Source organism: Lysinibacillus sp. FSL P2-0066 (assembly GCF_037969495.1).
GTDB lineage: Bacteria > Bacillota > Bacilli > Bacillales_A > Planococcaceae > Lysinibacillus > Lysinibacillus boronitolerans.
The window spans coordinates 1,047,777-1,060,834 of the sequence record NZ_CP150202.1 but is presented as its reverse complement, the minus strand read 5'-3'; the positions used below and the strand labels follow the sequence as shown (position 1 = coordinate 1,060,834).

Below are 13,058 nucleotides of genomic sequence, written 5' to 3'. Positions count from 1 at the left end.
GGTTTTTATTATTGAATGATACTAATCAGCTTTATCTTACAGTATAAACTGTGACAAATCTTTGTTTTTTACTATACCCGCAAGTTTTTGATCCACATACGCCGCATTGATCGGGATACTTGCTGGTGCAATTTCAGATGCCTCAAACGATAGTTCTTCCAGTAAACGTTCTAATATCGTGTGTAAACGACGGGCTCCGATATTATCTGTTTCCTGATTCACTTCGGTTGCTATCTCAGCTATTCGTTCAATAGCATCTGTCGTGAAATGAATTTCTACGCCTTCTGTCTCTAAAAGTGCTTTATATTGCAAAATTAATGATTGATCTGGTTCTTGTAAAATACGCACAAAATCCTGTTTTGTTAATTTTTCTAGCTCTACCCGAATTGGGAAACGGCCTTGCAACTCGGGAATTAGATCTGATGGTTTTGACATATGAAATGCCCCAGCAGCAACAAACAACATATAATCCGTTTTCACTGCACCATACTTGGTAGTAACAGTAGAACCTTCTACAATTGGTAAAATGTCACGTTGAACCCCTTCACGGGAGACATTCGCCGAAGTATTTCCTTCTTTACTAGCAATTTTATCGATTTCGTCAATAAAAATGATACCCGATTGCTCAGCCCTATTAATGGCTTCCTGTGCTACTTCATCTGCATCTATCAGCTTATTTGCTTCTTCTATTGTTAAAATACGACGTGCGTCTTTTACTTGCACACGGCGCTTTTTCTGTTTTTTAGGCATTAAACTAGATAGCATATCCTGCATACCACTATTCGCAGACATATCCATCCCAGTTCCTTGTAACGCATCAAAAATGGATGGATTTTGTTCTGTTACCTCTACAGTAACCCACTCATTTTCTAACTTACCATTGCGTAAATCAATCGCAATTTGAGCACGCTTCGAGCGAACTTCTCCATCATCTGCTGATGAATCATCATTTGTTGGTTGTTCTTTCCCACCGAATAGCATTTCAAACGGATTTTGCATCGCCTGTTTTTTACGTAAAGAAGGCACCAAAAGTTTCACGATTGCTTCATTTGCTAATTCTTCTGCTTGTTCTTTGACAGACTCCATCATTTCTTCTTTAACAAGACGATGAGAAGCTTCTACCAAGTCACGTACCATTGATTCAACATCTCTACCCACATAACCTACTTCGGTAAACTTTGTCGCTTCAACTTTTACAAAAGGAGCATTAGTAAGCTTTGCAATCCGTCTGGCTATTTCTGTTTTACCGACACCAGTTGGCCCAATCATCAAAATATTTTTCGGAATAACTTCAGCCTTCATATCTTCATTTAACAACGAACGACGATAGCGGTTTCGTAACGCAATAGCTACAGCTCGCTTAGCTTCATTCTGCCCAACAATGTAACGATCTAAATGCTCAGTAATTTGTCTTGGCGTTAAATTTTTTTGTGTCATTAGTTCAGCGCCTCCACGATAATATTATGATTCGTAAATACACAGATTTCAGCAGCTGTTTCTAATGCCGCTTCAGCAATTTCACGAGCAGTCATTGTTTCACCTGCATATTTTTTTAATGCTCTACCTGCAGACAATGCATAATTGCCACCAGAACCAATGGCCAAAATGCCATCATCAGGTTCAATCACTTCTCCTGTACCTGAAACGAGTAATAAAGTCGTTTTATCCATTACTAGTAGCATTGCTTCTAGCTGGCGCAGCATTTTATCACCACGCCATTGCTTTGCGACCTCAACGGCTGCACGCTGCAAATTACCGTTATACTCATTTAATTTGCCTTCAAACATTTCAAAAAGTGTAAAGGCATCAGCAACTGAACCTGCAAAACCAGCGAGGACCTGCCCATTAAACAGACGTCTGACCTTCCTTGCTGTACCCTTCATCACAACTGCATTTCCCAATGTTACTTGACCATCACCAGCCATGGCACAGCCTCCGTTATGATGAACCGCAAATATCGTTGTTGCATGAATTTGTCCCATCTGCCTTCCTCCTTAGCTCTATTATGCCCTTGGATGAGCATTCATATATGTTTGACGAAGATGCTCTTTTGTTACATGTGTGTAAACTTGTGTAGAAGATAAATGTGAGTGACCTAATAACTCCTGCACAGTCCGCAAATCTGCGCCATTATTCAATAAATGGGTGGCAAAAGTATGGCGAAGCATGTGTGGGTAAATTTTCGTATGGAGTGAGGCCTTGTCAATCATTTCGTTTAAAATATGACGTACCCCTCTAGGAGTAAGTTCCCCACCACGCATATTGACAAACAACTGCTGATGATTCGTTTTTTTCATCAATCGTGGACGAGCTTGCTCTATGTAGTCCTGCATTGCTAAACTCGCAAATTGACCAAATGGAATGATTCGTTCTTTTCGACCTTTGCCCATTACTCGAATGATCGAATAATGAAAATCCACATCCTCTACATGAATTGAAGTCAGTTCACTCACACGAATACCTGTTGCATATAACAGCTCTAATATAGCTATATTTCTTAATGATTTCAAATCATCACCAGTATTCGCATCAAATAACTGTTTTAATTCTTCTTCGTAGAAAAAATTGGGTAAGCGTGATTCTTTTTTCGGATGATAGAGCGAACGAAATGCTCCGTCATCTAATCCGTACTGTCTATTTAGAAAGCGAAAAAAGGAGCGGATCGAGGAAATTTTCCTAGAAATAGAAGCCCTCGCCCTTTTCTCATCGTACAACTTTGTTACATAAAGACGTGCATGTATATATTCAACACTTGCTAAATCATGGATTCCCTCCGTTTGTAAAAAGGTTAAAAAATCTAGCAGGTCTGATTCATATTCTCGCACTGTATGAACAGAGAAGTTCTTTTCAACTTGGATGTAAAGCATGAACTGTTCGAGTGCATCTTGGGACGAAACTAACACGGAAGATTCACCACCAATAATTTATTAATAATTTTCTCAAATGACTGACACTTGTAATATAACGGATATACAATTCTTTGTCATCTCTTACAAGTTTGTATCGTTTTTCTTATCATTAATAAACATACATATTGACACTAAACCTATCTTCATAATATAGCAAGTGTAAATAGTTATATTATGAGAAAAACTCCATACAAAATAATAAAATACGTCTAATTAAGCATTTTGTCTACAAAAAGAAAAAGCCTCTAAGAGTATATCAACTTTTAGAGGCTTTTGGCAATTAAATTGTTTGTGAATTCACAAAATTTCGAATTGTGCTTATTGCGCGTGTTGCATGCATTTCCGCACGCTCTGGTTTAGAACGACGACCAGGTGGTAAGTCCGGGAAGATGCCGAAGTTTACATTCATAGGCTGGAAGTTTTTCGACTGTGCTTCTGTTATATAACGCGCCATGCTTCCTAATGCCGTTTCGAATGGGAAAATAATTGGCTCTTGTCCTAATGCTAAACGAGCTGCATTAATTCCTGCAATTAATCCACTACCTGCTGATTCAACATAGCCTTCTACACCTGTCATCTGACCTGCAAAGAAAATATTCTTTTGCTCACGAAGTTGATATGTTTTTTCTAAAACTTTCGGTGAATTAATGAAGGTATTTCTGTGCATGACGCCATAACGCACAATTTCTACATTCTCTAACCCAGGAATGAGCTGTAGTACTTCTTTTTGCGGACCCCATTTTAAATGCGTTTGGAAGCCAACAATGTTGTAAAGCGTGCCTGCTGCATCGTCTTGACGAAGTTGAACAACTGCGTAAGGACGTTTTCCTGTTTTTGGATCCTCAAGACCAACTGGCTTCATCGGACCAAATAACATCGTTTTCTCTCCACGAGCTGCCATTACTTCAATTGGCATACAACCTTCAAAGTAAATTTCTTTTTCAAATTCCTTTAATGGCACAACTTCCGCTTCGATTAGTGCTTGGCGGAAACGATCGAATTCTTCCTTTGTCATAGGACAGTTTAAATAAGCCGCTTCCCCTTTATCATAACGAGATTTTAAATAAACTTTATTCATATCTATACTATCTTTTTCGATAATGGGTGCTGCTGCATCGTAAAAGTATAAATAGTCTAAGCCAGTTAAACCTTGAATTTTTTCAGCCAAAGCTTTTGAAGTTAATGGTCCTGTTGCAATAACTGTAATACCTTCTGGAATTTCTGTGACTTCTTCATGAATAACCTCCACAAGTGGATGGTTTTTCACAGCATCAGTTACATACCCTGCAAATTCGTGACGGTCTACTGCTAGAGCGCCTCCAGCAGGTACTGAACATTGATCTGCTGCCTTTAAGATAACAGAATCTAACATACGCATTTCTTCTTTTATAACGCCTACAGCATTCGTTAACCCGTTTGCACGCAATGAGTTAGAACAAACAAGTTCCGCAAATTTATCAGTATGGTGGGCTGGAGTCTGCTTTACAGGACGCATTTCATAAAGTTTAACTTTTATACCACGCTTAGCAATTTGCCAAGCTGCCTCGCTACCTGCAAGTCCTGCTCCTATTACATTTACTACTTGTTCAGTCATGTTTCTTACCATCTTCCTATCATTGAGTTGGTGCTTCTTCATAGTCACATTTCGTACATTGAATTTGCACACCTTTTTTTATCTTTTTCTCTACTAATAATGCACTACATTTTGGACATGGTCTATTAATTGGCTTGTCCCATGAAACAAATTCACATTCAGGATACTGATTGCAACCATAGAATAGACGCTTTGTTTTACTTTTTCGCTCCACAATTTCGCCCGTTTCACAGGAAGGACATTTCACACCAATAGGCTTCATAATCGCTTTTGTATTTCTACAATCCGGGAAATTAGAACAAGCCATAAATTTGCCATATCGTCCGAGCTTAAAGACCATTGGAGATCCGCAAAGTTCACAGTCTTCACCTGCAGGCTCATCTTTAATGACAACCTTTTCCATAGCCTCATCCGCATGTTTTACATGGACTTCAAAGTCCTTATAAAATTCTTCCACAACTTTTTTCCATTGTCGATTACCTTCTTCAATATCATCTAAATCTTGTTCCATCTGTGCTGTGAATTCGATGTTTATGATATCTGGGAAAAATTCTAGTACGAGTTGGTGTACGATCTCGCCCAGCTCTGTTGGCATAAAGCGTTTAGCATCTAATACAACATAGCCACGGCGCTGAATTGTATCGAGGGTCGGTGCATATGTGGACGGGCGCCCAATTCCTAGTTCTTCCATTGTTTTAACAAGTCGCGCCTCAGAATATCGTGGTGGTGGCTGTGTAAAATGTTGTTTAGGCTCAATTTCAAGCGATTTTACTTGATCACCAATTTCCATCTCAGGTAAAAGTTTTGTTGTCTCTTCTGTTTGATCATCAGTACCTTCAATATATAGTTTCATAAAGCCTGCGAATTTAACTTGTGAGCCGTTTGCACGGAATAAAACATCACCATTTTGAAGATCTACAGCTACCGTATCAAGTACTGCTGGTGCCATTTGACTTGCAATAAAGCGCTCCCAAATTAAGCGATATAAGCGTAACTGATCACGGCTAAGTACTGCCTTTAATTCATCTGGTGTCCGCATTGTACTTGTTGGACGTATCGCTTCATGAGCATCCTGTGCATTTGAAGCTTTCTTGGTTTGCTTTATCTCTGTTGCAATGTATTCTTTGCCATATTTCCCCTCAATATAGGTAACCGCTTCTGCTTTTGCCGTATCAGAAATACGTGTGGAATCGGTACGCATATAAGTGATTAACCCGACTGTTCCCTCTTTTTTTCCAATATCAATACCTTCGTATAATTGCTGTGCTAGCATCATGGTCTTCTTAGCTCGGAAATTTAATTTTCGTGCTGCTTCTTGCTGTAACGATGATGTTGTAAAGGCTGGTGCTGCATTACGTTTACGTTCCTTTTTCGTTACATTGACAACATCAAAGTTTGTTCCTTTAACATCTTTTAAGATTGCCTTTACTTGTGCTTCATTTGTTAATTTTATTTTGTCTTTACCATTTCCATAGTAAAGAGCATCAAATGATTTTTTTCCTTTTTCAAACGTTCCTTCAATTGTCCAATATTCTTCTGGTTGGAAGTTTTTAATTTCATTTTCACGATCAATGATCATGCGTAGCGCTACAGATTGTACCCGACCCGCTGATAAACCTTTTTTCACCTTTTTCCATAAAATCGGACTAATGTTATAGCCAACAAGTCGGTCCAATATACGTCTTGTTTGCTGCGCATCTACTAAATCCATGTTAATTGGACGTGGATTTTTAAAAGACTCTATAATCGCATCTTTAGTTATTTCATTAAATACAACACGACAATCTGAGTGAATATCAATATTTAATGCAGTCGCAAGGTGCCAAGCAATTGCTTCTCCCTCGCGGTCTGGATCGGCCGCTAGATAAACTTTCTTTACTTTTTTAGCTGCAGACTTTAATTCCTGTAACACAGGTCCTTTACCACGTATCGTAATATATTTAGGCTCGAAATTATTTTCAGCGCTAACGCCCATCTGACTACGTGGAAGATCTCGTACGTGTCCAACCGACGCTTTCACTTTATATTTCTTTCCTAAATACCGTTCAATTGTTTTTGCTTTTGCTGGTGATTCTACAATCACTAAATAATCCGCCATCTATGTCTCCCCCTTAGCGAGGTCTATTACTAATTTTTTAAGTTACCTGTTGCAAAATGTATAACAGATTTTAAGATAATGCAACTTTTTTTCAATTTTTGTTAGAAAAGAGGTCCATTGTTTCAATGATTTGATGACCATTCACTATCGGAATTGCTCCTTCTAAAAGCAATTGATTTGTCCCCTTCGATTGAGTTGCGTCTATAGGACCTGGCACCACAAATACATCTTTTCCTTGCTCCAATGCAAGCTCTGTCGTAATGAGTGTGCCACTTTTTAATGCCGCTTCTGTCACAACTAATGCTTGCGATAAACCACTAATGATTCGGTTACGCATTGGGAAATGCCATTTTTCAGGCTTCATATAAGGAGGATATTCTGTCATTAATAACTGGTGCTCTGCCATTTGTGTAGCAAGAATGCGATTTTCTGCTGGATAGAGATAATTAAAACCATGTCCAAGCACTGCTATTGTATGACCGCCCATATCCATTGTTGCCCTATGTGCCATTGTATCTGCACCTCTTGCAAGCCCACTAACAACCGTATAATCACGTTGAACAAGAGGTGGGACAATTAAGTCTATCGCTCTTTTCGAATACGCTGTCGCCTTCCTAGAGCCTATAATAGCTATCTGTTTTTTGTTTGTTAACAGGGAATATTGACCTTTCACATACAATACAGTAGGTGGACTTGATATTTCAAATAATTGCGCTGGGAAATAGGGATGATAAAACGGGATGGGGAAAATATGAGCCCGTTCATAGGCCTCTTCAAGTGGTGTTGTCATAATTTGTCGAAAGCGCTGAGAAAGTTGATATGCTTTATGTGCCGATATTTGTAAAACCTTTGCGATGTCGTCATAATGAATGTCTTCAAAAGTGCTTAAAAAATTCACAGGAGACAACAATTTCTGAAGTTTCTGAAGTGGTAATGGGTATACATAATGTAAGGCTAGTAATCTCTGCGTATCTACTGCTAGGATCATTCAATAAACCTCCTTTTATAATAGAAGAAATTAAATGACCGCATGATAATTTTCAACACAACATTTCATTATTATTTATAACATCTGCCACAAAATTGTTGATTTCTTCATAAGTAAGTAGGTAATTGTTGAATGAAGTATGATAAACAGTGTATAAATAATGAAAAAGATGTAGCCGTAATGGCTACATCTTCCATTTTAATGGGTTTTACACTTTTCGTATAGCCCTTTTTCTTTAATTACTTTAATCAATGTTTCACCAATTACAGAAGGTGTTTCTGCAACTTCAATACCAGCTTCGTTCATTGCTTTAATTTTCTCCGCTGCTGTTCCTTTACCGCCAGAAATGATAGCACCAGCGTGACCCATACGTTTTCCTGGAGGTGCAGTTTGTCCACCAATAAAGCCTACAACAGGTTTTGTCATATTTGCTTTAATCCATGCAGCTGCTTCTTCCTCAGCTGTACCACCGATTTCACCAATCATAACCACTGCGTAAGTTTCTGGATCATTATTAAAGGCTTCAAGTACATCAATGAAGTTTGTACCGTTGACAGGGTCTCCACCAATACCTACTGCAGTTGTTTGACCAATTCCAGCTTGTGTTAATTGATGTACTGCTTCATATGTTAATGTACCGGAACGAGAAACAACTCCTACATGGCCTTTTGTATGAATATAGCCAGGCATGATACCAATTTTACATTCATCAGCTGTAATAACACCTGGACAGTTTGGACCTACTAGGCGAGTGTTTTTGCCTTCCATATAACGTTTAACCTTAACCATATCAAGGACAGGAATATGCTCTGTGATACAGATTGTTAATTCTAATTCAGCATCAACAGCTTCTAAAATTGCATCTGCCGCAAATGGTGCAGGTACATAGATAACTGAAGTTGTAGCACCTGTTGCAGCTACAGCTTCTGCTACTGTATTGAAAACAGGAACTCCCTCGATTTCAAGTCCACCTTTACCTGGTGTTACACCTGCTACGATTTTAGTACCATACTCAAGCATTTGCTTCGTATGGAAAAGAGCTGTTTCGCCCGTAATCCCTTGTACAATTACCTTCGTATCTTTGTTAATAAATACAGCCATTGTTCTCCCTGCCTTCCTTAGCCTACTAGTCCCACAATTTTTTGTGCACCGTCAGCCATTGAATCCGCTGCAACGATGTTTAAACCAGACGCATTTAAAATTTCTTTTCCAAGTTCAACATTTGTACCTTCTAAGCGTACAACTAATGGCACAGCTAAACCAATCTCTTTAGCAGCCGTTACTACACCCTCAGCGATAATGTTACACTTCATAATTCCACCAAAGATGTTAACGAAAATGCCTTTTACGTTTGGATCAGAAAGGATAATTTTGAAAGCCTCTGTTACTTTTTCAGCTGTTGCACCGCCCCCTACATCTAGGAAGTTAGCAGGGCTTCCGCCATAATAACTAATTGTATCCATCGTTGCCATCGCAAGACCAGCACCGTTTACCATACAGCCAATATTTCCATCTAATGAAATATAGCTTAGGTCATATTTTGATGCTTCGATTTCTTTTGCATCTTCTTCGTCGAAATCGCGTAATTCGACAATATCCTTATGTCGATATAATGCATTAGCATCAAAATTGAATTTAGCATCTAGTGCTACAACCTCGCCTTGCCCAGTTACAACAAGAGGATTAATTTCTACAATTGATGCATCTTTGTCGATAAATGCTTGATATAAGCCTAACATTAATTTAACAGCTTTCCCTACAAGGTTTGCTGGAATATTCATATTAAACGCCATACGACGTGCTTGGAAGCTTGTTAATCCAACTACAGGATCTACTACTTCTTTGAAGATTTTCTCCGGATTCGTTTCCGCTACTTCTTCAATATCCATACCGCCTTCTTCAGATCCCATTACTGTAACACGAGATGTGGCACGGTCTAATACTAGACTTAAATAGTATTCTTTTTGGATATCAGAACCCTCTTCAATATACAAACGTTTTACTTCTTTTCCTTCTGGACCTGTTTGATGAGTCACTAAAATTTTTCCTAATAACTCTTTTGCGTATGTGCGCACCTCGTCAAGGTTTTTAGCGATTTTGACACCGCCTGCTTTACCGCGTCCACCTGCATGGATTTGCGCCTTGACTACTGTTACGTTTGAGCCAAGTTCCTTCGCTACTTTTACTGCTTCATCAGGGGAAAAAGCAACTTTTCCGTTTGGTACAGCTACACCATATTTTCTCAGAATCTCTTTCCCTTGATATTCATGGATATTCATAATACATCCTCCCATCAAACATTTGCATAGAATTGTTTTACTAACATAGACTATTCTAACGAAAGATTCTGATAAAGTCTACACTTTGTCTTTAGTTCGAATTTTCTCTCTTATTATGACGCTTTTTTCTATTTTGTGTACTAAAACAGCTTGCAAAAATAATCAGAATAATTCATTTTTTCTATATTTTCGTGCATGTTGTTGATCCAAACGATAAATAAATGCGAAAACTTCAGCTACAGCCTGATATAATTCTTCAGGAATAGACTCGTTTAAATCTAATTGACTAAGCAACTGCACAAGGTTAGGATCCTCATAAATCGGCACATTATGCTCATTTGCGCGGGCTAAAATATTTTCTGCAATTTTCCCTTTTCCCTTTGCTACAACAGTGGGACTATCAAATTGACCAAGCTTATAGGTAAGCGCAATTGCCTCTTTTCGGGTAAATTTTTCTTCGCTCATACGCGGATATCCACCCCACTCTGCTCCTCTCGCTGTTCTACTACAGGACTTATTTTTTCTGTTTGCCCTTTGTCAAATTGTTTAATAAACACACCTGAAAGTTGATAATTTTTTTCTGCCAATCCAATTTTTAAGGCAGCCTTTAACGGCTCGGCAAGTGATTGAATTTCCGAATTTTCATTAAAGACCGTTACTGTGACAACTCTATTTTGAACCTGCATATCAATCACTGTTTCTTGCATGGAAGCCATTTGTAAATAAAACAAAACGCGTGCATAGTTAGCATCAATTTTGCCATTATCTTTCATGCGACCATTCCACTGTAAGGTTGCATCCATCTTCTTACCAAAAAATTCAAGTGGGACTTGCATGATGAGCTGATGTTGATGACCATTTTCTCCTGAAGATAGCTGCATTCCATTCATACGCGTCATAAGCATCTCTGCCGCTTCCTTCATTTGAGGGGTTATATTAGTTTCCTGCAATAATGTATGGAGCTGTGGTTTTAGCTGATGTGCAATCATGTGTAAATCAGCAGACTTGTTCCCTAGTGTTGCCTCATAGCTAATTCCCAAATTTTTCAACACCGTTTTAAGAGCATGTTCCATTGCTTTACTATCCATTGAATTTTGCACTAGTGCATCTGCTTGCGTTACAACTTGTTGTATGAATGGTTGCGAAGAATCAATACTATTTTTTACAAGATTGCGCATGAATGCCTCATTCTGTGAAGGAGAATTGGCCTCTTGCCTAAATAGGGATAACAAATGATCTTTCACCGAAAGTGCATGGGCATCCTGTGTAAATAAACGATCAGCTGTATTTTGAGTAAATGCTTTTAATAACTGATCCTGCATTTGTTTAGCAAAAACCTCTAACGTTTGTTTTGTTACTGGTAACTGATTAAAACGATCCACCAGTTGATTGATTTGCTGTTTTTGCTCATTGGTTAATAAATTTTGACTTCCAGTCCAGGATTTAAGTTGCTCCACTAGTTGACTAGCATTTTCTGGCCTTGTAGCAAGTATGGTTTGAATCACTTGACCAGCTTGCTGCATTGGCTGAAAGGCTTTTGCTTCATTCATATTTGACCAGTTTTGCAATGTAGCTTGCTGAGGCAGAATCCCCGACTCTTTTAAAATTGATAAAGCTTGCATTTTTTCACTCATTGTCGCAGCGCTATTGGTTAAACTTTGTAAAACCCTAGCAAGCACAACACTACCTGTTTCTACTTCAAAGGGCTTTGCAATCGCTTGTATTTGTTGCATTAAATTTTGCCTCAATGACTCAGATAGAGCTGTATCCTTCGCTAAAAGCTGAGCAAAGTTATCCATGATAGTGGTCATACCAGAAGTCTTTTGACCACTCATCAATGCTTGAAACACATCATTTGTCATAGGCATTTTAAGCTCTATCATTTTTTGAATGGTTTGCAGAGCATCTACTTTTGATATACCCTCTGGTAATGCCTTTAACCACATTTCAGCTTGCAACATTTGTTCTTTCGAAATGGGTAGCTGCGCTTTCATAAAATGCCCTAATAATTGCTGCATCTCTGCTGATTTAGGCAAATTCATGGATTCTAATAACTGATTAATTTGCTGACTAGGGGTAGCTGCCTGTGCCATTGGTCCAGTCACTATTTTCAATTCCGTTTGTGGATTTGTTCCTGTTACCTGAAAGAAATGGGCATCCCCAGCTTTTAACGGCACTTCGAGTTTAGCTATAAATTTTTGATTACCTACTTGTATTTCTGCCATTTGATCTGGATATAATTGCTTAATTGTTCCGTGAAATATTTGTCCTTGTTTTAAAGCAAGTGGTTGATTTGTCGAAGTTATTGCATTTTGCTGCAGTTGAATCGGATTAAATGATGTGGCTGTCATATACATACTCCTTTCATCAATTACTCCTTCGTGTAATTGTCTACCGTATTTTAACTTTATGAAAACATAGATTTTATTGGTTCAAATGATTTACGATGGTGAATAGTCGGTCCAAACTCTTCTAACGCTTTTAAATGCTGCTTTGTCCCATACCCTGCATGTTGCCCAAAGCCATACATCGGAAATTCCTCGTCTAATTGCTCCATATACTCATCCCGTGCTGTTTTAGCTAAAATGGATGCAGCTGCTATCGCTAAGCTCTTAGCATCTCCTTTTATAATCGAATCTTGAGGAATTGTAATAGGTAATGTCATAGCATCGATTAAAACAACATCAGGCTTGGTCGATAATGATTCAACACTTGCCTTCATAGATTGTTTTGTTGCCTCATATATATTCAGTTCATCAATTTGTTCGGCAGGTTGAAAATGAATTGAATAGCTTATGGCATGCTCTTTAATTAATGTTGCAAAGCCGTTTCGTTTATCTTTCGATAATTGCTTTGAGTCATTCAGACCAACAAGTGCCTCACAATTTGTCGGTAAAATTACAGCTGCCGTCACGACTGGTCCTGCTAGTGGTCCCCGTCCTGCTTCATCTACACCCGCAATAAATGCATCAGTTCCCCCATAGCTTAAATCGAATGCAACTTTTTTTTGGTGCTCTTGCAGTAATTGACGTTTTTTATCCTGTCTCTTTTGCCAAGTTAGCCATGCCTTTTGTACACCTGCTCTTTCATCCGCTGCAATTTCTTTCATCCAATCTTGCCATTCCTCAGCAGCCTTCAATGCACTTGTAATTTCCTTAATGGTTTTCATTGTGTACTCCTTCTTACTTCT

At 38.6% G+C, this 13,058-nt stretch carries 11 protein-coding genes; all 11 read right to left on the bottom strand.

Annotated features, from left to right (window positions below; all coding sequences use genetic code 11):
- Positions 1-36: 36 nt before the first annotated feature.
- The 11 genes from hslU to MKZ14_RS04945 all read right to left on the bottom strand — a co-directional run bounded on the left by hslU (position 37) and on the right by MKZ14_RS04945 (position 13,037).
- Positions 37-1,437 carry an ATP-dependent protease ATPase subunit HslU gene (gene hslU, locus MKZ14_RS04995; protein WP_036080485.1) on the bottom strand — a complete coding sequence of 467 codons (1,401 nt, stop codon included), beginning with the start codon at positions 1,435-1,437 and terminating at the stop codon, positions 37-39.
- Entirely contained in the window at positions 1,437-1,982 is a 546-nt protein-coding gene (gene hslV / locus MKZ14_RS04990; protein WP_004229270.1) for an ATP-dependent protease subunit HslV, read from the bottom strand. The genes hslU and hslV overlap by 1 nt, the downstream gene beginning before the upstream one ends.
- A 21-nt stretch (positions 1,983-2,003) precedes the next feature.
- Positions 2,004-2,903: a tyrosine recombinase XerC gene (gene xerC / locus MKZ14_RS04985; protein ID WP_036080487.1), complete on the bottom strand. Its 900-nt coding sequence runs from the start codon at positions 2,901-2,903 to the stop codon at positions 2,004-2,006.
- 286 nt (positions 2,904-3,189) lie between these two features.
- Positions 3,190-4,503, bottom strand: coding sequence for an FADH(2)-oxidizing methylenetetrahydrofolate--tRNA-(uracil(54)-C(5))-methyltransferase TrmFO (gene trmFO / locus MKZ14_RS04980; RefSeq protein WP_036080490.1), 1,314 nt, complete (start codon positions 4,501-4,503; stop codon positions 3,190-3,192).
- A 19-nt stretch (positions 4,504-4,522) separates the two neighbouring features.
- A complete protein-coding gene (gene topA / locus MKZ14_RS04975; RefSeq protein WP_016994084.1) occupies positions 4,523-6,601 on the bottom strand; it encodes a type I DNA topoisomerase in 2,079 nt (692 codons plus the stop codon).
- A 91-nt stretch (positions 6,602-6,692) separates the two neighbouring features.
- Positions 6,693-7,589, bottom strand: a complete 897-nt coding sequence (gene dprA, locus MKZ14_RS04970) for a DNA-processing protein DprA (protein ID WP_258859562.1) — start codon at positions 7,587-7,589, stop codon at positions 6,693-6,695.
- A gap of 198 nt (positions 7,590-7,787) precedes the next feature.
- Entirely contained in the window at positions 7,788-8,690 is a 903-nt protein-coding gene (gene sucD, locus MKZ14_RS04965) for a succinate--CoA ligase subunit alpha (RefSeq protein ID WP_004229280.1), read from the bottom strand.
- A gap of 17 nt (positions 8,691-8,707) precedes the next feature.
- Positions 8,708-9,868: an ADP-forming succinate--CoA ligase subunit beta gene (sucC, locus tag MKZ14_RS04960; RefSeq protein ID WP_036080495.1), complete on the bottom strand. Its 1,161-nt coding sequence runs from the start codon at positions 9,866-9,868 to the stop codon at positions 8,708-8,710.
- Between the two features lie 162 nt (positions 9,869-10,030).
- The gene (locus MKZ14_RS04955; protein WP_312124000.1) at positions 10,031-10,333 is read right to left on the bottom strand and encodes an EscU/YscU/HrcU family type III secretion system export apparatus switch protein; all 303 of its coding nucleotides are present in this window, start codon (positions 10,331-10,333) and stop codon (positions 10,031-10,033) included.
- Positions 10,330-12,219 carry a hypothetical protein gene (locus MKZ14_RS04950; protein WP_312124001.1) on the bottom strand — a complete coding sequence of 630 codons (1,890 nt, stop codon included), beginning with the start codon at positions 12,217-12,219 and terminating at the stop codon, positions 10,330-10,332. The genes MKZ14_RS04955 and MKZ14_RS04950 overlap by 4 nt, the downstream gene beginning before the upstream one ends.
- A 56-nt stretch (positions 12,220-12,275) precedes the next feature.
- Positions 12,276-13,037, bottom strand: coding sequence for a ribonuclease HII (locus MKZ14_RS04945; RefSeq protein WP_258859564.1), 762 nt, complete (start codon positions 13,035-13,037; stop codon positions 12,276-12,278).
- Between the last annotated feature and the right edge of the window lie 21 nt (positions 13,038-13,058).